Annotated in this window: 20 protein-coding genes; 7 read left to right on the top strand and 13 right to left on the bottom strand. The window is 71.8% G+C overall.

Annotated elements, in window-relative coordinates; translation table 11 throughout:
* Positions 1 to 24: 24 nt before the first annotated feature.
* Positions 25 to 1,353, bottom strand: coding sequence for a serine hydrolase (locus ACWDLG_RS42255; protein WP_449930860.1), 1,329 nt, complete (start codon positions 1,351 to 1,353; stop codon positions 25 to 27).
* A 111-nt stretch (positions 1,354 to 1,464) separates the two neighbouring features.
* Here ACWDLG_RS42255 and ACWDLG_RS42250 point away from each other — a divergent pair, with 111 nt between their 5' ends.
* Both ACWDLG_RS42250 and ACWDLG_RS42245 read left to right on the top strand, forming a co-directional pair.
* Complete coding sequence (locus tag ACWDLG_RS42250; RefSeq protein WP_449930858.1) at positions 1,465 to 3,189, top strand: ATP-binding protein; 1,725 nt, start codon at positions 1,465 to 1,467, stop codon at positions 3,187 to 3,189.
* Complete coding sequence (locus ACWDLG_RS42245; RefSeq protein WP_354920606.1) at positions 3,182 to 3,850, top strand: response regulator transcription factor; 669 nt, start codon at positions 3,182 to 3,184, stop codon at positions 3,848 to 3,850. The genes ACWDLG_RS42250 and ACWDLG_RS42245 overlap by 8 nt, the downstream gene beginning before the upstream one ends.
* 4 nt (positions 3,851 to 3,854) lie before the next feature.
* On the opposite strand, the gene lepB is transcribed toward ACWDLG_RS42245, so the two are convergent.
* The 5 genes from lepB to zwf form a co-directional block, all read right to left on the bottom strand.
* The gene (gene lepB / locus ACWDLG_RS42240) at positions 3,855 to 4,574 is read right to left on the bottom strand and encodes a signal peptidase I (RefSeq protein ID WP_449930950.1); all 720 of its coding nucleotides are present in this window, start codon (positions 4,572 to 4,574) and stop codon (positions 3,855 to 3,857) included.
* Between the two features lie 374 nt (positions 4,575 to 4,948).
* On the bottom strand, positions 4,949 to 5,560 hold the full coding sequence (gene eda / locus ACWDLG_RS42235; RefSeq protein ID WP_449930856.1) for a bifunctional 4-hydroxy-2-oxoglutarate aldolase/2-dehydro-3-deoxy-phosphogluconate aldolase: 612 nt from the start codon (positions 5,558 to 5,560) through the stop codon (positions 4,949 to 4,951).
* On the bottom strand, positions 5,557 to 6,522 hold the full coding sequence (glk, locus tag ACWDLG_RS42230; RefSeq protein WP_449930854.1) for a glucokinase: 966 nt from the start codon (positions 6,520 to 6,522) through the stop codon (positions 5,557 to 5,559). The genes eda and glk overlap by 4 nt, the downstream gene beginning before the upstream one ends.
* A gap of 79 nt (positions 6,523 to 6,601) precedes the next feature.
* Positions 6,602 to 8,503 carry a phosphogluconate dehydratase gene (gene edd, locus ACWDLG_RS42225; protein WP_449930852.1) on the bottom strand — a complete coding sequence of 634 codons (1,902 nt, stop codon included), beginning with the start codon at positions 8,501 to 8,503 and terminating at the stop codon, positions 6,602 to 6,604.
* Positions 8,504 to 8,505: 2 nt separating this feature from the next.
* The gene (gene zwf / locus ACWDLG_RS42220; RefSeq protein WP_449930850.1) at positions 8,506 to 9,987 is read right to left on the bottom strand and encodes a glucose-6-phosphate dehydrogenase; all 1,482 of its coding nucleotides are present in this window, start codon (positions 9,985 to 9,987) and stop codon (positions 8,506 to 8,508) included.
* A 120-nt stretch (positions 9,988 to 10,107) separates the two neighbouring features.
* On the opposite strand from zwf, the gene ACWDLG_RS42215 reads away from it, so the two are divergent.
* Complete coding sequence (locus tag ACWDLG_RS42215) at positions 10,108 to 11,295, top strand: ROK family transcriptional regulator (RefSeq protein ID WP_354920588.1); 1,188 nt, start codon at positions 10,108 to 10,110, stop codon at positions 11,293 to 11,295.
* A 33-nt stretch (positions 11,296 to 11,328) separates the two neighbouring features.
* On the opposite strand, the gene ACWDLG_RS42210 is transcribed toward ACWDLG_RS42215, so the two are convergent.
* Both ACWDLG_RS42210 and ACWDLG_RS42205 read right to left on the bottom strand, forming a co-directional pair.
* Positions 11,329 to 11,856: a hypothetical protein gene (locus tag ACWDLG_RS42210; RefSeq protein WP_449930847.1), complete on the bottom strand. Its 528-nt coding sequence runs from the start codon at positions 11,854 to 11,856 to the stop codon at positions 11,329 to 11,331.
* A gap of 59 nt (positions 11,857 to 11,915) precedes the next feature.
* Complete coding sequence (locus tag ACWDLG_RS42205) at positions 11,916 to 12,638, bottom strand: DUF2470 domain-containing protein (RefSeq protein WP_449930845.1); 723 nt, start codon at positions 12,636 to 12,638, stop codon at positions 11,916 to 11,918.
* Between the two features lie 78 nt (positions 12,639 to 12,716).
* On the opposite strand from ACWDLG_RS42205, the gene rpsD reads away from it, so the two are divergent.
* A complete protein-coding gene (rpsD, locus tag ACWDLG_RS42200; protein WP_354920757.1) occupies positions 12,717 to 13,331 on the top strand; it encodes a 30S ribosomal protein S4 in 615 nt (204 codons plus the stop codon).
* Here the strand turns inward: rpsD and ACWDLG_RS42195 are convergent.
* Genes ACWDLG_RS42195 through ACWDLG_RS42185 form a run of 3 tightly spaced genes read right to left on the bottom strand, consistent with a single transcriptional unit; the run spans position 13,328 to position 15,293 of the window.
* Entirely contained in the window at positions 13,328 to 14,140 is an 813-nt protein-coding gene (locus ACWDLG_RS42195; protein WP_449930843.1) for an ion transporter, read from the bottom strand. The genes rpsD and ACWDLG_RS42195 overlap by 4 nt on opposite strands.
* A 41-nt stretch (positions 14,141 to 14,181) precedes the next feature.
* Complete coding sequence (locus ACWDLG_RS42190) at positions 14,182 to 14,661, bottom strand: nitroreductase family deazaflavin-dependent oxidoreductase (RefSeq protein WP_354920577.1); 480 nt, start codon at positions 14,659 to 14,661, stop codon at positions 14,182 to 14,184.
* Positions 14,658 to 15,293: a TetR/AcrR family transcriptional regulator gene (locus tag ACWDLG_RS42185; RefSeq protein ID WP_449930839.1), complete on the bottom strand. Its 636-nt coding sequence runs from the start codon at positions 15,291 to 15,293 to the stop codon at positions 14,658 to 14,660. The genes ACWDLG_RS42190 and ACWDLG_RS42185 overlap by 4 nt, the downstream gene beginning before the upstream one ends.
* Positions 15,294 to 15,346: 53 nt before the next feature.
* Here ACWDLG_RS42185 and ACWDLG_RS42180 point away from each other — a divergent pair, with 53 nt between their 5' ends.
* Complete coding sequence (locus tag ACWDLG_RS42180; protein WP_354920571.1) at positions 15,347 to 16,045, top strand: ABC transporter ATP-binding protein; 699 nt, start codon at positions 15,347 to 15,349, stop codon at positions 16,043 to 16,045.
* A complete protein-coding gene (locus ACWDLG_RS42175) occupies positions 16,042 to 16,764 on the top strand; it encodes an ABC transporter permease (RefSeq protein WP_449930837.1) in 723 nt (240 codons plus the stop codon). Before ACWDLG_RS42180 ends, ACWDLG_RS42175 begins: the two co-directional genes overlap by 4 nt.
* A gap of 97 nt (positions 16,765 to 16,861) precedes the next feature.
* Here ACWDLG_RS42175 and ACWDLG_RS42170 read toward each other — a convergent pair whose 3' ends face one another.
* Together ACWDLG_RS42170 and ACWDLG_RS42165 are read right to left on the bottom strand one after the other, a co-directional pair.
* Positions 16,862 to 17,116, bottom strand: coding sequence for a hypothetical protein (locus ACWDLG_RS42170; RefSeq protein ID WP_449930835.1), 255 nt, complete (start codon positions 17,114 to 17,116; stop codon positions 16,862 to 16,864).
* A gap of 4 nt (positions 17,117 to 17,120) precedes the next feature.
* Entirely contained in the window at positions 17,121 to 18,479 is a 1,359-nt protein-coding gene (locus ACWDLG_RS42165) for a S8 family peptidase (RefSeq protein ID WP_449930833.1), read from the bottom strand.
* Positions 18,480 to 18,654: 175 nt separating this feature from the next.
* On the opposite strand from ACWDLG_RS42165, the gene ACWDLG_RS42160 reads away from it, so the two are divergent.
* Positions 18,655 to 20,688 (top strand): spermidine synthase, encoded by a 2,034-nt coding sequence (locus tag ACWDLG_RS42160; RefSeq protein WP_449930832.1) that lies wholly within the window; start codon positions 18,655 to 18,657, stop codon positions 20,686 to 20,688.
* Positions 20,689 to 20,996 lie beyond the last annotated feature (308 nt).

The raw sequence follows: 20,996 nt of genomic DNA, 5'->3' as shown, positions 1-20,996 counted from the left end.
AGGTGAGCCGGAGCGACGCGGCCGTCACCCCTTCTCCATGAGCGTGAACGCCCCCCTGGCCAGCGCGACCAGCTCGGACCCCACGTTGCCCTCGTCGAGCGGCGCGGCGGGGTCGGAGGCCATGGCCGTGACGAAGAACGTCCGCCCGTCCCTGGTCCTGGCCGAGAAGCCGAGGTCGAGGAGTCCCGACTCCGATCCACCCTTGAACCACACCGACCGCCACGTCTTCGGGTCGAGGCCGAGCCCGGCGTCGTTCTGGGTCATGACCTCCTCGACCCGCCGGTCCTTCAACCCGCGCAGCCTGGCGTGGGCGGCGCAGACGTCGGCCGGCGAGCCGAACCACTCGATGGTGTCCAGCTCGCGCGGCTGGAGCCAGGCCTTGACGGCGCTGAGCGGCACCTTGGCGACCACCTCGGCCAGGTACTTCTCGCGCTGCTTCGTCCCTAGCGACAGGTACCGCCTGGCATGGGCGGGATAGTCGGCGCCCTTCAGCACGAACATCTCGCGCGTGGTGAGGAAGGGGACGTCGCGCGACCGGGTGGTCTCGACCGCCTTCCTGCCCACCCGGTGGATGAGCAGGTCGGCGGCGGTGTTGTCGCTGATGGCGATCATCAGCTTGGCCGCCTCCAGCACCGAGACCTCGCTGTTGTCCGGCCGGGTCTGCAGCTCGCCGCTCGGTAGGCTCTTCAGCTCGGGCCGGATGACGAGCGTGCTGTTCCAGTCGGGGATCTTCCTGGCGACGGCCTGCAGGACGTACAGCTTGAACATCGAGCCGAGCGGCCGGGCCGTACGGGGGGCGAGGCCGCGCACCGGGCGGCAGGAGCCGTCCCTGGTGATCTCGGCGGCCATGAACCCCATCCTGGCCGCCGCCTTGCGGGCGCGCCGGTCGATCTCCTTCCAGCTCGCCGGGGTCGGTTTCGGCGTGATGGGGTTCATCAGGCGCGCCATGGCGATCCTGCCGGACGCGTCGACCGACAGCTCCATCCACTGCTTCCTGCCTCCCGCCGTCACCTCCACGAGGATCGCGGCCGGCTCGGCCTGGAGAATCCTGTCCAGACGCAGGTCCCCGATGGTGGCGAAGTACTCGTTGAGCTGGGCGGGCGGCAGCAGGCGCAGCATCTCCTCGGTGAAGTGCTCGGTGAGCTGGTCTTCCGGGATCGGCGCGTCCGGCACGGCCGCGAGCAGCCAGCGCAGCTGCCTGCCCGCCGGGGTGTCGGGGATGGGGACGTCGAGCCCGGCCACAGCCCCGGAAGCGAACACCGGAGCGGGGACGGCGGCGGCCGGCACGGCGGTGGCGGCGCCTGCAGCCAGGAGGAGTGACGAGGTGGTCAGTGCGACGGCGACGGTTCTCATGCCGTCCAGCCAACCGATCGGGGCGGTGGAAACCCACCAGGCCCGCCTCACCATCAGGTGTGCGGACAACCTCATAGACGCCGCCGGGCCGGCTGGTGACGATGGGTGCCTATGCGTTCGAGGCTGACTGCCGGGCTCCTCGCGGCGATCGCGGCCGCGGGGATCATCACGGGCAGCTTGGTGGAGACGGGGTTGCCGGTTCCGCTCTCCCAATGGCTCTTCATCGCCATCGCCCTGCCCTTCCCGGCGCTGGGCTGGCTGCTGGCCGTCCGGCGGCCCCTCGTCCCGTACGGCTGGCTGCTGCTGACCACGGCGGTGTGCCTGGGCCTCGGCGCCCTCGCCGCCGGCGCCGCGTTCGGACTGGCGCCCGCGATGGGCTGGGCCGCCGTGCCGGGCGCGATGCTGTTCGCCGTCTACTACGGGCTCAACTCGATCTTCATTCCGCTGCTGTTCCCCGAGGGGCGGCCGCCGTCCAGGCGCTGGCGGCCGGTCGCCTGGCTGGGGGCCGCCGCGATCGCCGTCCACGCGGGCGGCCTCGCGCTCCTCGGCCCCCTGCCGTGGCGGGAGGACGCGCCGCCCCCTGTCGCCGCGGCCATGACGGCACTCGGGCAGTCGGTCGCGTGGCTGGTCGCCCTGATCGTGCTGGTGGGGCTGGTCGTGCGCTGGCGGCGCAGCGGGCAGGCCGAACGCGGGCAGTACGCCTGGATGGTCGCCGGTGCCTCGGCCAATCTGGCGGCCTTCGTCGCGCTCACCGTCTTCCTGATCGGCGGGCACATCGGATGGGGCGTCGCAGGGCTGGCCGTCGGCATCGGCTCGCTGCCCGCGGCGGTGGCCGTCGCCATCGCCCGGCACCGGCTTCTCGACATCAGGATCGGCATCCGCGGCTCCCGGCTGCTCCTGGTCTTCGACATGCGGCCCACGGTCGGCGAGGTGCTGTCCAGCCTCGGCTCCGCCCTCGACGACAGCCCCGAACCGGTGGAGCTGCTCGGCAGGCTGGCCGCGGCCGTGCGCACGGCGCTGAACACCACCTGGGCGGCGGTACGGCTGGCCGACGGCACCCGCGTCGTGGCCGGGAACGAGGAAGGCCCGGCGGCCCTGGTCGTCCCCGTCAGGGGCGGGCTCGGGCAGCTGGAGTGCGGCCCGCGCGACCACGGCGGGCTCACCGCGGAGGACCGCCGCCTCGTCGAGGCGCTCGCCGTCCCGGCGGGCCTCGCCATCCAGAGCGAACGGCTGGCCGCGCGCCTGGTCAACGCCCAGGAGGCCGAACGGCGGCGCATCGAGCGCAACATCCACGACGGTGTCCAGCAGCAGCTCGTCGCCCTCATCGCGGGCCTGGAGCTGGCCAGGGCCACCGGCGGCGGTCCGCAGCTGCTCGCCGAGCTGCGCGAGCAGGCCCGCCAGACGCTCGCCGACCTGCGCGAGCTGGCCGCCGGCATCCACCCGTCCGCGCTCGGCCAGGGCGGTCTCGTCGAGGCCGTCGAGGAGCGCTGCGCCAGGCTGCCCGTGCCCACCAAGGTGAGCGCCGGTGAGGGCATGCGCGCGGCCCGCTTCCCCGACGAGGTCGAGGGCGCGATGTACTTCACCGTCAGCGAGGCGGTGGCCAACGCGCTCAAGCACGCCCGTGCCACGAGGATAGAGGTGCGGCTGGCCCGCGAGGACGGCCGCCTGCACGCCACCGTCGCCGACGACGGCGGCGGGTTCGACCCGGAGGCGACGGCCAGGAGGGGCCTGGCCACCCTGTCGGACCGGCTCGACGCCCTCGGCGGCAGGCTCGAGGTCACCAGCGAGAAGGGGAAGGGAACGCGCATGGCGGCGTGGGTGCCGGTCGATGGCTGACCCGATCAGGACAGTCGTGGCCGACGACCACTACCTGGTGCGGGAGGGCACCAGGCGGCTGCTGGAGCTGTCGGGCGAGGTCGTCGTCGTGGGCGCCGTCGGCACCGCCGGCGAGCTGGTCGACGCGGTCCGCCGGCTCGGCCCCGACGTGGTCGTGACCGACATCAGGATGCCGGGCGGCGACTGGCGGGAGGGCCTGGAGGGCATCGACGCCGCCCACCGTGTCCACGCCGACCACCCGGGCCTCGGCGTGGTGGTGCTGTCGCAGTACTCCGACGCGCTGTTCGCCTTCGAGCTGTTCAAGCACGGCACCGAGGGGTTCGCCTACCTGCTGAAGGACCGGGTGGGCGACCTGGAGGAGCTGCTCGGCGCGATCAGGGCCGTGGCCGCGGGCGGCTCGGTCATCGACCCCAAGGTGGTGGAGGGGCTGCTGGCCCGCAGGGACGTGCGGCAGGGGCAGGAGGAGCTGACGCCGCGCGAGCGCGACGTGCTGCGCGAGATGGCCCGCGGGCGGTCGAACGGCGGCATCGCGCGCGCACTGCACCTGTCGATCTCGTCGGTGGAGAAGAACGTCAACGCCATCTTCACCAAGCTGGGGCTGGAGAACAGCGCCGACGTCCACCGCCGTGTCGCCGCCGTTCTCGCCTACCTCGGCCCCTGACCTGCTACTTCTTCAGCGCCGGTTGGGAGAAAGTCTCGGGGATGTCGAGCGAGCTCCACCGCGCCACCGGCCACATGATCACGAAGGCTCTGCCCAGCACGTTGTCCACCGAGATCGTGCCGCCGCCGGGGTCGCCGATGTGGCCCCGCGAGTCGTAGGAGACGGACCTGTGGTCGCCCATGACCCAGAGCCTGCCCTCCGGCACCGTGACCTTGAACTCCTTCTCCGACGGCGCGTCACCCGGATACAGGTAGCTCGACTCGTCGAGCGGCACCCCGTTGACCGTGACGCGTCCCTTGGAGTCGCAGCACTCGACCGTGTCGCCCTCGACGCCGATGACGCGCTTGATGTAGTCCTTCTCGCCCGGCACCAGCCCGAACAGCTCGCCCACCCAGTGCAGCGCGCCGGTCACCGGGTTGCTCGGCTCCTCGGTCACCACCTCGGGATCCCAGGAGTCCTCGCCGTTGAAGACGATGACGTCTCCGCGTTCGATCTCGCGCGTGTGGTAGACGAGCTTGTTCACCAGCACTCTGTCGTTGATCAGCAGGGTGTTCTCCATCGACTCCGAGGGGATGTAGAACGGCTGCACGATGAAGGTCTTGATGAGCAAGGCGAGGCCGAGCGCCACAACGATGAGGATCGGCAACTCCTTCCATGAGGAGCCCTTCTTCTTGCTCTTGCCGTCATCGGCGCGGCGCTGCGCGTCTTTGGCCGTCACGTCCACCTCGTCCCCCCCGAAAGGCGCCTTCGGCGCCGCGGTTGCTGGCTCCATCCTCACTGATGGGACAGCTCAGCTTCCTGATCTCTCGCCCAACAGTCAATTCGTATCCTCTCGCGTCCCGCGTCAAGCGGACATACAGGCCGCTGAATCATGAGCCAATGCTCAGGGACCGGAGAAAAGGCATGGGAAAGGCCCGTGGGCGCGGGTTCGCCCCCACGGGCCCGTTCCATGAGCTCGGCGCCGGGTCACGGCTCACCCATGGCCGCGGCGGGCGAGGGAGGTTGTCCCGCCGGCGAGTCTGCGGTTGTCCGCTCTGCGGTTGTCGGCTCGGTGGCCGTCGGCTGGGAGGCTGACGGGTCCGCGCTCGGCCGCGCCGTTCAGCGCAGCGCCGCCGCCTCGGCGGCGAGCTTCTCCACGCGCCCCCAGTCGCCGGCGGCCAGCGCGTCGGCCGGGGTGAGCCAGGTGCCCCCGACGCAGCCGACGTTCGGCAGCGCCAGGTAGTCGCGGGCGGTCTGCGGCCTGATCCCGCCCGTCGGGCAGAACCTGACGTCGGGCAGCGGCCCGGCCAGCGACTTCAGGTACGGCAGGCCGCCCGCGGCCTCGGCAGGGAAGAACTTGAGCTCCCGGATCCCGCGCTCGGCCAGCGCCATCGCCTCCGAAGCGGTCGCCGCGCCCGGCAGGAAGGGTATCCCGGCGGCGCCGAGGGCGTCCACCAGCGCCGGCGTCGTGCCGGGCGAGACCAGGAACTTCGCGCCTGCCTCCACCGAGGCCGTGACGTCGGCGGGCGTCCTGACCGTGCCGGCGCCGATCACCGCGTCGGGGACCTCGGCCGCGACGCGCGCGATGGCCTCGAGGCCGGCGGCCGTGCGCAGCGTCACCTCGATGACCGGCAGCCCGCCCGCCACCAGGGCACGCGCCATCGGCACGGCGGTCTCCGCGTCGTCGACGACGACGACGGGGATCACGGGGGCCAGGTCGAGCAGACTCATGGGACGAGCTCCTTCAGCGATTGCTGCGCCAGCCAGGCGGCGGCGCCGACGAGCGCCGGCTGCGGCGCGACGATCAGGGTGGTGGCGATGGCGGACAGGTAGTCGACCAGGTGCGGCGTGGCCTCGAACCGGCGGCGGAAGTCGCTGGCGCGAACCCTGTCCACGATACGGGGCAGCACGCCGCCGCCGAGGTAGACCCCGCCCCTCGCGCCGAGCGTGAGAGCGACGTTGCCGGCGAAGCTGCCCAGCATCCCGCAGAACACCTCGACGGTCTCCGCGCACAGCGAGTCGTCGAGGCGGGCGACGATGTCGGAGGCGCCCAGGCGGGGGGCCCGCACGCCGTTCACCACGGCGAGCGCGCCGTGCAGGCGGGTCAGGCCGGGGCCCGACAGCAGGTGCTCGGCCACCACGTGCGCCATGCCGCTCGCGCGCAGCACGCGGACGATCTCCAGCTCGCGGTCGTCGAGGATGGGCACGGTGACGTGGCCGCCCTCGCCGGGGACCGGCACCCAGCCGCGATCGGCGGGCACCAGCCCGGCCACGCCGAGCCCGGTGCCGGGGCCGAGGACGGCCTTGACGCCGTCCGCCGGCGCCGGGCCGCCCAGCGAGGCCAGGTCGTCGCCGGCCAGATGCGGCAGCGACACCGCCAGCGCCTCGAAGTCGTTCAGCAGCGTGGCGTACGGCAGGCCGAGGTCGCGCACCGAGCCCGCCCATGGCAGGTTGGTCAGGCGGTAGGTGTCACCGTCGATCGGGCCCGCCACCGCCAGGCACGCGGCTCCCGGCCGCACTCCGCCCGCGTGGTCGGCGAGGTATGCGGCTACGGCGTCGGGAAGCGTGGCATGGTCGGCCCCGGCCAGCACGGCGACCTCGGTGGGCGCGCCGCCATGCTCGGTGATCAGGCCGAACCTGGCGTTGGTCCCGCCGATGTCGGCGACCAGCCAGGGCAGCTCGAACGTGCTCACCCGGCGCTCCCGGGCACGGCCGGGCCCGGCGGCGAGCACGCCGGTCGGGCGCCGGGCGGCCGGTGCGCGGTGGCGCCGATCACTGGGCGACCTCCGTGTGGGCGAACCCGGCGGGCGCCGCGAAGCCGATGCCGGGCCCGTGCGTGGCCGACTCGGCCCCGTTGACGCCGAAGAGGCCGGCCCCGTGCTCGGCGTGCCCCGTCATCCGGCGGAACGCCGAGAACAGCTCGCGCCCCGTGCCGACCCACTCGGCGTCGCTGAGCGCCCGCCCCTCCGGCGTGCGCCCCGACAGGTCGGCCAGCACGTCGAGGGTCCCGGCCGCCGAGTCGAGCCTGATCAGGTCACCGTCGCGGACCAGCGCGATGGGCCCGCCGTCGGCCGCCTCGGGCGACAGGTGGATCGCCGCCGGCACCTTGCCCGACGCGCCCGACATCCGGCCGTCGGTCACGATCGCCACCCGCTGCCCGCGGTCGAGCAGCACGGCCAGCGGCGGGGTCAGCTTGTGCAGCTCGGGCATGCCGTTCGCGCTCGGCCCCTGGTAGCGGATGACCGCCACGAAGTCCTGCCCGTCCAGCTCGCCCGCCTCGAAGGCGCGCAGCAGCTGCAGCTGGTCGTCGAAGACGCGCGCGGGCGCCTCGATCACCAGGTGCTCGGGCTTGACCGAGGAGACCTTGCTGACCGCGCAGCCCAGGTTGCCGTCGAGCATGTGGATGCCGCCGTCGGCCGAGAACGGCGCGGAGACGGGCCGCAGCACGTCGAGGTCGGCGCTGCCGGCGGTGACCTCCTCCCAGACCAGTGCGTCCTCCTTGAGGGCGGGAGCCGACCGGTAGTGGTCCAGGCCCCTGCCCGCGATGGTCAGCACGTCACCGTGCAGCAGGCCGTTGTCCAGCAGGTCGCCGATCAGGACCTGCATGCCGCCCGCGTCACGGAAGTGGTTCACGTCGGCCTGGCCGTTGGGGTACATCTTGGTCAGCGAGGGCACGACCTTGGACAGCGCGGCCAGGTCGTCCCAGGTCAGCACGATGCCCGCGGCGGCCGCGATGGCGACCAGGTGCAGCGTGTGGTTGGTCGAGCCGCCGGTGGCCAGCAGCGCGACGCAGGCGTTGACGATCGCCTTCTCGTCGACGACCTCGCCCACGGGGGTGTACTCGGGGCCGTGGGCGGTGATCTCGACCGCCCGCGCGCCGGCCGCCTCGGTGAGGGCGTGCCGCAGCGGGGTGTGCGGGTTGACGAAGGTCGAGCCAGGCAGGTGCAGGCCCATGACCTCGACCATCACCTGGTTGGAGTTCGCGGTGCCGTAGAAGGTGCAGGTGCCGGGGGAGTGGTAGGACTTCGACTCCGCGTCCAGCAGCTCGTCCCTGCCGACCTTGCCCTCGGCGAACAGCTGGCGGGTGCGCGCCTTGACCTTGTTCGGCAGCCCCGATGTCATCGGCCCGGCGGGCACGAAGACGGCGGGCAGGTGGCCGAAGTGCAGGGCGCCGATCAGCAGGCCGGGCACGATCTTGTCGCAGACGCCCAGCATGAGGGAGGCGTCGAACATGTCGTGCGACAGCGCGATCGCCGTCGCCATCGCGATCACGTCGCGGCTGTAGAGGGACAGCTCCATGCCGGCGCGGCCCTGGGTGATGCCGTCGCACATGGCCGGCACGCCGCCGGCCACCTGCGCGACGCCGCCTGCCCTGCGCACGGCGGTCTTCAGCTCACCGGGGTAGGTCTCGTACGGCTGGTGCGCGCTCAGCATGTCGTTGTAGCTGGTCACGATCGCCACGCCGGGCTTGGCCGTCCCCCTCAGCAGGGGCTTGTCCTCCGGACCCGCGGCGGCGAAGCCGTGGGCCAGGTTCGCGCACCCGAGGTGGGCGCGGGCCGGACCGCGCGAGCGGGCCAGCTCGCCCTCGCGCCTGACGCGCTCCAGATAGACGGTACGGCTGGCGAGGGAGCGCGCGGCCACCCGCTCGGTCACCTGCTGGATGATCGGATTCACTACTACGCCTCCTCTTCGTGCCAGGCCCGGCCGCTGCGGCCGAGCAGTTCGTGCGCGCCGGCCGGGCCGGTCGTCCCCGCGGGGTAGGGCTCGGGCAGCTCGGCCGACGACTCCCACGCCGCGAGGATCGGGTCGATCCAGCGCCAGGCGGCCTCGACCTCGTCGCGCCGCATGAACAACGTCGGGTTGCCGGCGAGCACGTCGGACAGCAGCCGCTCGTAGGCCTCGGGCACCCGGGCGGTGAACGTCTTGCCGAAGCTGAGCGACAGCGGCACCGGCTTCAGCAGGGTCTCGCCCGCGCCCGGCTCCTTGGCCATGATGTGCAGCTCGATGCCCTCCTCGGGCTGCAGCCGCAGCACCAGGCGGTTGGGCGTGCCGCCGGGGAAGATCGAGTGCGGCACGTCCTTGAACTGGATGACGATCTCCGAGCGCCGGTACGGCATGCGCTTGCCGGTGCGCAGGTAGAACGGCACGCCCGCCCACCGCCAGTTCTTGACCTCGGCCCGGATCGCGGTGAACGTCTCGACCCTGCGCGAGGCCTCGGTCGGCGGCGTGGAGGCGGGCTCGTCGAGGTAGGACGGCATGTCGCCGGTGCCGGTGTACTGGCCGCGCACGGTGAAACGGTCCACCTCGGTGCCGACGATGGGCCGCAGCGACTGCAGCACCTTGACCTTCTCGTCGCGGATCGCCTCGCGGTCGTTGCGGGCCGGCGGCTCCATGGCGACCAGGGTGAGCAGCTGCAGCAGGTGGTTCTGCACCATGTCGCGCAGCGCGCCCGCGTGGTCGTAGTAGCCCCGGCGGCCCGGGGTGCCGACGGTCTCGGCGGCGGTGATCTGCACGTGGTCGATCCAGAGGGAGTTCCAGATCGGCTCGAGGAAGGCGTTGGCGAAGCGCAGGACCAGCAGGTTCTGCACCGTCTCCTTGCCGAGGTAGTGGTCGATGCGGAAGACCTGCTGCTCGTCGAAGATCTCGCCGACCTCGTCGTTGATGCGCTGGGCGCTCACCAGGTCGCGTCCGAGCGGCTTCTCCAGCACCACGCGCGAGCGGGGCGTGACCAGCCCCGCCTGCTGCAGCTCGCGGCAGAAGGGGCCGAACGTCATGGGCGGGCTGGCCAGGTAGAAGACCCGGTCCCTGTCCTCGTGCCCGGCCAGCATCTTCACCAGGTCGGACCAGCCGCTGCCGTCGTCACCGCCCACGTCGACCGACACGTGGTACAGGCGGCCGAGGAAACGCTGCCACGCCTCCGCGTCGTCCGGTACGGCCGAGCGCACCTCGGCGTCGACCTTGCCGCGGAAGTCGGCGTCCGTCAGCCCGCCGCGCGACATCGCGATGACGCGCGTCTCGGGGGCGAGCCTGCCTTCCAGGTCGGAGTGGAACAACGCGGGCAGCAGCTTGCGCATCGACAGGTCGCCGGTGCCGCCGAAGACGACCAGATCGGCGATGTGACAGGTGGGGGAGAGCACGGCTGGGACTCCGGTGATCAACCAAGCAAGGACAGAACGGACACTAGCCAGAGTTCGGGGAGGACACAAGCGGGCTTTTGCTATTTGAGATGAGAAAGTCTGGAGTTTTCATTACGTAACCGGCTGTGATTCACTTAGCCGATGCCCAGACGTACCGCAGCCTCGCTCGCCACCAGCGGGGAGGTCCTCGACCTCATCCGCACGGGTGAGGCCGTCACGCGCGCGGACCTCGGACGGGTGACCGGCCTGTCCCGGCCGGCGGTGTCGCTGCGGGTCGGCGAGCTGCTGGAACGCGGCCTGGTCGTCGAGCGGACCGACGCGCCGTCGACGGGCGGACGCCCTCCGGTGCGGCTGGAGTTCAACGCCTCGGGCGGTGTGGTGCTGGTCGCCGCGCTCGGCGCGAGCCGTACCAGGGTGGCCGTGTGCGACCTGGCGGGCCGCGAGCTGGCGGGCCGCGAGTTCGTCATCGACGTGGAGCAGGGGCCGGACGTGGTGCTGCCGCTGCTCATGGACACCTGGGACGAACTGCTCGACGGCACCGCCCGCGACCGGGTCAAGGGCGTGGGGATGGGCGTGCCCGCGACCGTCGAGTTCGCCGCGGGCCGGACGGAGTCGGCCAGGGTGATGGCCAGTTGGACGGGCGTGGTGATCCCGCCGTTGATCCACGAGCGCTTCCCCGTCCCGGTCTTCGTCGACAACGACGTCAACGTCCTGGCCATCGGCGAGCACCGCGGCGCCTACGCCGAGGAGACCGGCGACCTGGTGTTCGTGAAGATCTCCACCAGGATCGGCGCGGGCGTGATCGCGGGCGGCGAGATCCTGCGTGGCGCGCTCGGCGCGGCCGGCGAGATCGGGCACATCCCCGTGCGCGACGGCGGCGGCGTGCTGTGCAGGTGCGGCAACGTCGACTGCGTCGACTCGGTGGCCAGCGGCACCGCGCTGCTGCGCGAGCTGCGCGCGGCGGGCCGCGACGTGAAGACCATCGCGGACGTGACCGCGCTGGTGCGCGCGGGCGACGCCGAGACGATGGCGATCGTGCGCGCGGCGGGCCGCCGGATCGGCGAGGTGATCGCCGGGGCGGTCAACATCCTCAACCCCGCCGTGGTCGTCCTCGGCGGCGACGTGGCCGAGGCGTTCGGGCCGCTCGTCTCGAGCATCCGCGAGGTGGTCTACCGGCGTTCGACCGCGCTGGCCACCCGCAGGCTGCGGATCGAGACCAGCCGGATGGGCGCGGCCGCCGGCATCACCGGGTGCGCGGTGATGGTGCTCGACCACGTCCTGTCACCCGACGCCGTGGACGAGACCCTGACCCAGCGCCACCAGCGCTGACCGGGCGCACGGGAGGCGCAGGGGCTCAGGGGCTCAGGAACCGTCGCTCCGCTCACCGCCTGGCTCGGCGACGTCCTTGAGCTCCGTGCCCTGCTGCAGGCGCTTCTTCGGCTTCTTCGGCGGCTTCCTGGTACGGCGCGGCGGCTCGGGCGTGGTCGAGGTGGCCTCGATCAGCCCCGGCGCGGGCGGCCTGGCCGCCGCCGGCATCTCGGGATCCTCGCTGGGCGTGTCGGGAGCGACCAGGCCGGGGCTGCGCCGCGGCTCGGCCCTGACGGGCGTCGGCTCGGCGGAGGCGGAGGAGCGGCTCGGGTGGGTCGCGATCGGCTCGGGCGCCTCCTGGCGGGCGAAGGGACGTTCGCTCGCGCGCGGGGTGCTGCTCGCCGCGTGCGTCTGCGTCGTGCGCTCGGCGGGGGTGGGCGGCTCGACCTCCCCCCTGGCTCCCCACGGCCCCGGCGACGGCAGGGACCCGCCGATGAGGATCGCCGAGAACGCCAGCATCGCCGTGCCGGCCAGAGCCGCGATGGTCATCATGGCGCGCTCGCGCCGCCCGGTATCGCTCACCTGATGCATGGTAGGTGAGGCGTCGAGCGGATGGATCAAGCACGCCCGCCGGTCCCGGCTCAGCAGGTGCAGAGAATGGCCCGGAGCGCCGTCTCCAGGCACAGCCCCGATCCGGCGGGCACCGGCCAGGGGAAGCGCACCAGCGCGGGGTCGTCGTCGCCGATCCTGACCGTCGCGCCGTACCTGTCGAGCTCCCACAGCCAGGCCTGCTCGGCGGGCAGCCCGAGCAGGCGCTCGACGCCCGCGGCCAGCTGCGGCCGGTGCGAGCCGTTGACGTGCGCGAGCACCCGTTCGGCCACCTCGGCCAGCGGGTCGGGCGCCGCGTCCAGGTACTCGTCGGCGTCCAGCACCCCGGACTGCTCGCCCGTCAGGTAGACCACCTGGCCGACGTCGAGCCGCAGCAGGCGGGGCGCGTCCGGCGCGCCGTACCGCTCCAGCGCCTCGAACAGCCCCTCGTCGGCCGCGTGCGCCGAGATCGCCACCGCCGCCTCCCTGGCCTCGTCCTCGGGCACGGCCTCGGCCCAGCCCTGCACCTCGATCAGCCCGCGGGGGTGCTCCACCTCGCCCAGCAGCCGCGTCGCCGACAGGTTCACCGAGACGACCGCGTCGCCCCGCAGCCCGTGCAGCGGCTCGCCCGGGCGGACGAGCAGGACGGGACGGCCGCGCGAGTCGACGGCGCCGCTCACCGGGCACCGCGTGCCGTCGACGATCAGCTGCGCCGCGCGCGATGAGGCGGCCAGGGTGCGGACGAGCTCGGGCAGCGGAGGGGCGGCCAGGGGCATTGGCGTCTCCTTGAGGTCGACAACAAATATAGGTTAGGCTTCCCTTAGTAAGGATTACCTAATCACATTGAGGTGAACGTGCGCTACACCGGCCCCAAGGTGCGACTGTCCCGACGCGCGGGCGTCCCGCTGACCAGGAAAGCCGTCCGCTACTTCGAGCAGCGCCCCTATCCGCCGGGCGAGCACGGCCGCAAGACCAACCGCCGCACCACCGGCGACTACGGGCTGCGGCTGATGGAGAAGCAGAAGCTGCGCTGGTACTACGACGTGTCCGAGCGCCAGCTGCGCCGCTATTGGGACCTGGCCGTGCGCAGGTCCGGCGCCTCGGGCGCCGAGCTGGTCGTGCTGCTGGAGAGCCGCCTGGCCTCCCTCGTGCTGCGGGCCGGCCTGGCCCCGTCCATCTACGCCGCCAGGCAGTACGTCGCCCACGGCCACATCACCGTCGACGGCCGCAAGGTCGACATCCCCAGCTACCTGGTCAAGCCGGGGCAGGTCGTCGCGGTCCGCGAGCGGTCGCGGAAGATGCAGCCGTTCGTGGCGGCGGCCGAGGGCCTGTACGCCGACGAGCGGACCGCGGGCTACCTGAGCGTCGACCACGCCGGCCTGACCTTCACGCTCACCGCCAGGCCCGAGCGCGAGCAGATCGTGGTGCCCGTCGACGAGCAGCTCGTGGTCGAGTTCTACTCGCGCTAGCGGGGCGAGCCGACGCTCATCTCCTCGCGCAGCTGCCTGACCTCCGCCCGCAGGGCGGCGAGCTCGGCCATGATCGCGCCGGTCGCCTGGGCCGAGGTCGTCTCCACGACCTCGGCCAGCGTCTCCTCCTCGGCGTGTTTCTCGTCGTCCATGGCGCTCACCACGACCGCCATGAACAGGTTCAGCACCACGAAGCTGCAGAGGAGGATGAAGACGACGAAGAAGATCCACGCCGAGGGGTGCGTGACCATGACCTCGCGGGCGATGTCCGGCCACGCCTCGCCCGTCATGGTCTGGAACAGCGTGAACAGCGAGACCGGCAGCGAGCCGAAGTGCTCCGGCGCGGTGCCCCCGTAGAGCTTGGTCGCCATCACGCCGCCGACGTACAGCACCAGCGTGAGCAGCACCACGATCGAGCTCATCCCCGGCATCGCGGCCAGGAGCGCGTTGACCACCCGGCGCAGGCTCGGCACGACCGACACCAGCCGCAGCACCCGCAGGATGCGCAGCGCCCTCAGGACCGACAGCCCTCCGGTGGCCGGCAGGACGGCGACGGCGACGATGAGGGTGTCGAAGATGTTCCACGGGTCGCGGACGAAGCCCGAGCGGTGGACGTAGACCTTGGCGAGCAGTTCGGCGACGAAGATGTACAGCGCCACGTGGTCCACGAGGTTCAGGACCGGCCCGGCGCGTTCCATCACCCACGGGAAGGTCTCCAGGCCCAGGGTGGCGGCGTTGATCAGGATGACGGCGACGACGAATCGCTGGAAGCGGGGGCTCTCGATGATCAGACGAGCGCGCTCGCGCACAGAGGAACTCCTTGCGGGGTGGTACAAGATCCCGTGGACGGTCAGCCGACGGGTGTCAGTCGGAAGACGCGCAGGTGCCTGCCTGACTTGACGGTGTAGCGGTCGTAGACGGGCCACTGCGCTACCAGGCCGGGCCAGGCTCGCTCGCGCTCCTCGCCCTCCAGCAGCCTGGCGACGACGGCGATCCGCCTGCCCCGGAAGCTGACCGCGGCCTCGGGGGTCTTGAGCAGGTTGCCGCTCCAGGCAGGGTGGTGGTCCCTTCCGAAGTTGCTGCCCACGATCAGGAAGGCGCCGTCCGGCTCCGGCAGGCAGGCCAGCGGCGTCTCCCGTGCCTGCCCGGTCTTGGCCCCGGTCGTGGTGAGCACCAGCGTGGGGATCATCTTGTCGCTGATCGGCCGCCCTCCGGTGACCTTGTGGACGAGACGGTCCATCGCGGGAACGATCTTCGGGCCGACCTTCATGAACGCGTCAGTGCCCGCCAGCCACTGGAAGAACGGCTTTAAGCGCTCGATGATCGTCACATTCGCACACAGTATCCCGAGATCCCGCTTTCCAGAAGATCGAAGGCCTGTTCGGTCTGCCTCTGGAGCTGAGGCAGGATCTCCGCCCAGCTCTCGCCCGCGAGCTTGCGCGCGACCGCGTGCCGCGACAGCAACCTGGTGGTCTCGAGGATCTGCGCCGCCACCATGCGGGGCGTCAGGTCGTCGGGGTCGGCGTCCGTCTCCTCCGCCAGGGTGGCGGCCAGGTGCTGGATCTGCTCGTATTCCAGCTCCCTGAAACGCGCCGTCAGCGAGGGGCTCGCGACCACGATGGCCTCGAACAGGTCGGCGCCGTCGTTGAGGCCGTAGCGCCAGTCGCGCGTCTCGATCGCGTCGAGGAAGTCGCGGCGGAAGGCGGCCACGACGCTCTCGCCCGGTCGCCGCTCCCTGACCACCCTGCTCTGCAGGTCCTCGACCTCCTCGCGGCGGTCGAGGAACAGGTCCTCCTTGGTGCCGAAGTAGTTGAAGACGGTGTTGACGGACACGTCGGCCGCCCGTGCCACGTCGGCGACCGTCACCTGCTCGAACCCGCGCGCCATGAACAGGCCCATCGCCATGTCGGCGATCCGCGTCCTGGTCTCCCGCTTCTTGCGCTCCCGCAGCCCCTCTTCCATGTGGACATGCTACAAGCTTGCAGTCACTCCAAAATTGTGGCTACTCTAAAAATGTGATCGATGTACACGGTCTGACCAAGACCTTCGGCAACGGCGTGCACGCCGTGAACGGCGTTGACTTCTCCGTCGCGCCCGGCGAGATCGTCGGCTTCCTCGGCGCCAACGGCGCCGGCAAGACCACCACCATGCGCATGCTGACCACCCTGCTCACCCCGACCTCGGGCACGGCCGCCATCGCCGGGCACGACCTGCTGTCCGACCCCCGCGGCGTACGGCGCAGCATCGGCTACGTCTCGCAGAGCGGCGGGATCAACCCGGTCAACCCCCTCGGCGACGAGCTCGAACTGCAGGCCATGCTGTACGGCATGCGCCGCCGCGAGGCCCGCGCGCGCATCACCGAGACGCTGGAGACGCTGCGGCTGACCGGCATGGAGAACCTGCCAGGCGGCGCGCTGTCCGGCGGGCAACGGCGCCGCTTCGACATCGCCTTCAGCCTGCTGCACCGCCCTCCGGTGCTCTTCCTCGACGAGCCGACCACCGGTCTCGACCCGCAGAGCAGGGCGGAGCTGTGGGAGCACATCCGCTCCCTCGGCCTGACGGTGTTCCTGTCCACCCACTACCTGGAGGAGGCCGAGGCGCTCTGCGACCGGCTGCTGGTCATCGACAGCGGCCGGATCGCCGCCCAGGGCACGCCCGCCGAGATCAAGGGCGAGCGCACGCTGACGGAGGCGTTCATGGAGATCGCGTCATGAGGGACACCTGGCTGATCTTCCGGCACGACGCGCGCATCATGCTGCGCCACAAGTTCGGCATCCTCATCTCGGCCGCCCAGCCGCTGTTCTTCCTGGTGCTGTTCGGCCCGATCTTCGCGACCATCGGCACGTGGGAGACCCTGGTCCCCGGCCTGATCATCCAGCTCGGGCTGCTCAGCGCGGGCCTGGCCGGGTTCGGCGTCGTCTTCGACTGGCGCTCGGGCGTGCTCGAACGCCTCAGGGTCACCCCCGCGGGCCGGCTGTCGCTGCTGCTCGGACGGGTGCTCACCAACGCGTTCACCCTGGTGATCCAGACCGTGCTGCTGGTCGCCGTCGCCTACGCCATCGGCCTGCGCGCCCCCGTCGCCGGGGTGGTCGCCGGGCTGCTCCTGGTGATCGTGCTCGGCGTCAGCCTGGCCGCGCTGTCCTACGCGGCGGCGATGCGGCTGAACGAGCACCTGTTCGCGCCCGTCATGATGACCGCGGTGTGGCCGCTGATGCTGCTGTCCGGCACCTTCCTGCCGATGTCGATGGCGCCGGCCTGGCTCAACACGCTGTCGTACGCCAGCCCGTTCCGCTACGTGCTCGAGGCGATGCGCGAGCTGTTCGCCGGACATTACGCGACCGGCACGGTCGGGATCGGCGTGCTGGTCGTGGCGCTCTTCGCGGCGATCAGCCTGACGATCGGCAACCGGGTCTTCAGCCGCGCGAACGCCTAGACGGACCGGCTCCACCGGCCCGCCCGGGCGCGGCGGAGGGCGGATCGGCCCTGCCCGCCCGGGCGCGGCGGAGGGCGGATCGGCCCTCCCCACCCTCCTACGTCGGTGGGCCGTAGGGCTCGATCCGGGGGTCGGCGAAGGGCGGACCGGCCCTGCGGCCCGCCTCCTCCGTCACCCGCAGCCCGTACAACCCCTCGTCGGGGTCGATGAGGACCAGGCCGTAGGCGGTGTCCACGTCCTCCTCCGACAGGCCGAGCCGCGCCGTCGCGTCGGCGAGCGTCGCGCCTCGCGGCAGCCGTACCGTCACCAGCACGAGGCGGCGGCCCTGGCCGGCGGATCCACGCTCCTCCATGGGGTCAGGCTACGCGCTTGGCCCTGCGGCGCAGCGCGGCCAGGATGCCCGCGGCGTCCACGACGCCGTAGCCGTAGTCGAAGTCGTAGCCGACCTCGCTGCGGTCCTCGGCGGTACGGCGCAGCAGCGAGCGCAGCTGGCTCGGCGACAGGCGCGCGGCCGGCCAGTGGGTGCGGATCGCCGCCACCAGGCCGGCCGCCACCGGGCAGGCCGCCGAGGTGCCCGAGTCCGGCTCCTCGTCGCCGAACGCCTTCGACCCGGAGAAGTGGGTGTAGGCGCACAGGTCGGGCTTGCGCGCGGTCAGCCGGCCGGGGCCCTGGGAGGAGTAGCCGACGCGCTCGCCGCTGACGTCGACGCCGCCGATCGACAGCACCTTCGGATGGGAGTTGGCACCCACGATCGGCCGGTCGGGGTAGGCGCACCTGCCGTCCTTGCACTCGCGCCCGCAGTTGCCCGCCGCGAACAGCACGTCCGCCCCCGCCCGCTCGAGGGAGGCGACGATCAGGTTGAACGGGTGGGCGGCGTTGTCGGAGTAGTTGCCCGGATGGCCCGGCGGGAAGTCCCACCGCGGGGAGAACGACCCCCACGAGTTGCTGATCACCAGCGCCCTGGTCTCGGCGGGCTGCGCCTCCAGGACCGTCCGCAGGTGCGCGAAGGCGGCCACCGCGTCCGACAGCAGCCCGTCCAGCGCCGACCCGCCAGGACGGGTGGACAGCAGCACGGGGATGTCGATCAGCGACGCCTGCGGCGCGCCGATGAGCGTGTCGAACGCGCACATCGTGCCGTGGTCCACCTCGAACTCGCCGGGACGGCCGGACACGCCGGCGGGGTTCCAGCTGCGCTCGGCGTCGAGGTTGACGCCCCGGCCCAGGTGCCTGGCCACGTGGGCGGCGTTGATGCCGGTGTCGAGGACGGCCAGCGCCACCCCCGTGCCGTCGAGCCCCTCGGCGTGCAGCGCCGCGGTGCTCAGCAGCCGCTCGACGTCGTGCCAGTCGCCGACCGGCGCGTCGCCGCCGCAGGTCAGGCTCGACTCGATGACCGGGTCGGCGTAGACCCCGACCACGTCGGAGCGCAGCGTGGGCAGCAGCGCCACCCTGGCGGCCAGCTCGTCGTCGGCGATCTCCCCGCGCACGAGCACCGTGGCGTCGTCGGCGGCCAGCGAGAAGTCGAGCGGCTGGTCGAGCGAGAGCGGGTCGCCGCCGGGCCCGGGCACCGGACGCGGAACGGCGACGGGAACGAACGACGGGTCCAGCGCCACGCCCGGCAGGCCGTCGGCCACGTCGGCGGTGGTGGCCTGCCGTCCGGGGTCGGCGACCGCCGCGACGAGGTCAGGGGAGGGGCGAAGCTGGATCAGGACTCGCATGGGGGCATCACCGATTCTGCCGGAGGGAATGGACCACCCCCACATTCCTTCAACATCACCGCCGCGTCCAGCGACTCTTGAGGGTTGTGACCTGCAATAACACGGCAAATCGCCCGTACCGGGACGCTGGGTGGGGGCTTCCCTGCCGACCGCCGGTTCACTAGCGTGTGACGGCATGACCGCACAGGTGCAGGCCACCTCTCCAGACCGTGAAAGTGATCACTGGATGGCCGTGCGGCCCCGGCTGATCCTGGCGAGCGGATTCATGCTCTTCCTGGAGCTCGCGCTGATCCGCTGGACCGGCTCGAACATCGTGCACCTGAGCTACTTCACCAACTTCGTCCTGCTCGGCTCCTTCCTCGGGATCGGTCTCGGGTTCCTGCGGGTCGGCCGGAGCCGGCGGCAGCCGTACTACTCGCCCATCGTGCTGGCCGCGCTGGTGCTGGTCGTGCTGATGTTCCCGGTGACCGTCGACCAGCAGGCCGACGGCGTCCTGTACTGGACGAGCCTGGAGACCACGGGCCCGCCCGCCTGGGTGATCCTGCCGATCGTCTTCGCGGCGGCCGCGACCGTGCTCATGGGGCCCGCCGAGCTCGTCGGGCGCTGCTTCCCCGAGCTGCCGCGCCTGGAGGCCTACCGCTACGACCTCATCGGCTCGCTCAGCGGGATCGCGCTGTTCACGGCGCTGTCGTTCCTGAGCGCCCCGCCGGTCTTCTGGGGCGTGCTGGTGGCCGTCGCCTACGCGCTGCTGCTGGTTCCGCGGCCGCCGGTGCCGTATCTGCTGCTGGTCGTGACGCCCTCCCTCGTGGTCGTCGGGCTGCTGCTGGCCGAGACGCTCACCGCGGGCGCGCTGTGGTCGCCCTACTACAAGGTCACCTACCGGCAGCTCGAACGGGCGGGCGAGAAGGTGATGAACATCCAGGTCAACGGCATTCCGCACCAGGAGGCCGTGCCCGCAGCCGCCCGCCTGCAGTGGGAGGCGCAGTACGGCCTGCCGTACGAGAGGGCGGTGAGCACCCCCAAGGACGTGCTGATCGTCGGCGCGGGCAGCGGCACCGACGTCGCCATCGCCCTGTCCAAGGGGGCCCAGCGGGTCGACGCGGTCGAGATCGACCCCAAGCTGCGCGAGCTGGGCGGCACCTACCACCCCGACCATCCCTACAGCGACCCGCGCGTCACCACCACCATCACCGACGGCCGCGCCTACCTGGAGCAGACCGACAAGAAGTACGACCTCATCCTGTTCGCCCTGCCCGACTCGCTGACGCTGGTGTCGGGGGCCTCGTCGCTGCGCCTGGAGAGCTATCTGTTCACCGAGGAGGCCATGCGGGCCGCCCGCGACCACCTCAAGCCCGGCGGGGCGTTCTCGATGTACAACTACTACCGCGAGAGCTGGCTGGTCGACCGGCTGGCGGCCACCATGGGTGAGGCCTTCGGCCACAAGCCGTGCGTCGACGTGGTCAGCCAGGCGGGCCAGCAGGCCGTCATCACCGCGGGGCTCACCCTCGCCGACCAGCGCTGCGGCGGCCAGTGGGCGGGCGCGGCGGCCGGCACGCCCCCGCCGACCGGCGACGACCGGCCCTTCCTGTACCTGAAGGACTCCACGATCCCGTCGCTGTACGTCATCACGCTCAGCCTCATCCTCATCGTCTCCTTGCTGGCGGTGCGGGTGGTGGCGGGCCCCTTCGCCAGGATGCGCCCCTACGCCGACCTGTTCCTGCTGGGCGTGGGCTTCATGCTGCTGGAGACCAAGAGCGTCACCGGCTTCGCCCTGCTGTTCGGCACCACCTGGGTGGTCAACGCCATCGTGTTCGCCGGGGTGCTGGTGGCCGTGCTCGCCGCCGTCGAGGTCACCCGCCGCTTCCGCACCCCTCCGCTTCCCGTCATGTACGGCGTGCTGTTCGCGGGGCTCGCGCTGTCCTGGCTGGTGCCGAACTCGTGGCTGCTGAGCCTGCCGGTGCCGCTGCGCGCGGTGGCCGCGGTGACGGTGGCGTTCCTGCCGATCTTCGCGGCGAACGTCGTCTTCGCCAAGCGCTTCGCCGACACCGCCGACGCGACCACCTCCTTCGGCGCGAACCTGCTCGGGGCGATGGTGGGCGGCTGCCTGGAGTACCTCGCCCTGGTCATCGGCTACAAGGGGCTGCTGCTGGTGGCCGCCGTCCTGTACCTGGGCGCCTTCGCCCTGTTGCCCCGCCGGGCGGCGGCATGACGGGATGACCTGGAGAGCGCGGAACCCATGACACACCGGATTGGGGGTTGACAAGCGGCCTCGCGTACGGCATTCTGAAGATGCGACCGGGAACATGGGTCTGCGTTAGCGTGGACAAATTCAGGCAGGGCGAGTACGCTCGTGCTTCCACGCTGCCTTTCTGACGACCTTCACGTGGCGAGGTCGTCCGGCGTGCCTCTGGTCAGTCCGCCTTCGGAAGGACATCTGTTGGCAGCCTCGCGCAACGCCTCCGCCGTACCCGCCGGTCCCCGTCGCGTTTCCTTTTCGCGCATCCAGGAGCCCCTCGA

Source organism: Nonomuraea sp. NPDC003727, from assembly GCF_053586935.1.
The sequence above is the reverse complement of the archived record's forward strand: the minus strand, read 5'-3'. Positions and strand labels throughout refer to the sequence as shown.

Bases quoted from the DNA above. Each gene is read 5' to 3' on its own strand.
- ACWDLG_RS42170 (WP_449930835.1), bottom strand. From the start codon at position 17,116: ATGGAGGAGCGTGGATCCGCCGGCCAGGGCCGCCGCCTCGTGCTGGTG.
- ACWDLG_RS42250 (WP_449930858.1), top strand. From the start codon at position 1,465: ATGCGTTCGAGGCTGACTGCCGGGCTCCTCGCGGCGATCGCGGCCGCG.
- ACWDLG_RS42245 (WP_354920606.1), top strand. From the start codon at position 3,182: ATGGCTGACCCGATCAGGACAGTCGTGGCCGACGACCACTACCTGGTG.
- ACWDLG_RS42175 (WP_449930837.1), top strand. From the start codon at position 16,042: ATGAGGGACACCTGGCTGATCTTCCGGCACGACGCGCGCATCATGCTG.
- ACWDLG_RS42165 (WP_449930833.1), bottom strand. From the start codon at position 18,479: ATGCGAGTCCTGATCCAGCTTCGCCCCTCCCCTGACCTCGTCGCGGCG.
- ACWDLG_RS42160 (WP_449930832.1), top strand. From the start codon at position 18,655: ATGACCGCACAGGTGCAGGCCACCTCTCCAGACCGTGAAAGTGATCAC.
- ACWDLG_RS42185 (WP_449930839.1), bottom strand. From the start codon at position 15,293: ATGGAAGAGGGGCTGCGGGAGCGCAAGAAGCGGGAGACCAGGACGCGG.
- ACWDLG_RS42205 (WP_449930845.1), bottom strand. From the start codon at position 12,638: ATGCCCCTGGCCGCCCCTCCGCTGCCCGAGCTCGTCCGCACCCTGGCC.
- eda (WP_449930856.1), bottom strand. From the start codon at position 5,560: ATGAGTCTGCTCGACCTGGCCCCCGTGATCCCCGTCGTCGTCGTCGAC.
- ACWDLG_RS42215 (WP_354920588.1), top strand. From the start codon at position 10,108: ATGCCCAGACGTACCGCAGCCTCGCTCGCCACCAGCGGGGAGGTCCTC.
- ACWDLG_RS42255 (WP_449930860.1), bottom strand. From the start codon at position 1,353: ATGAGAACCGTCGCCGTCGCACTGACCACCTCGTCACTCCTCCTGGCT.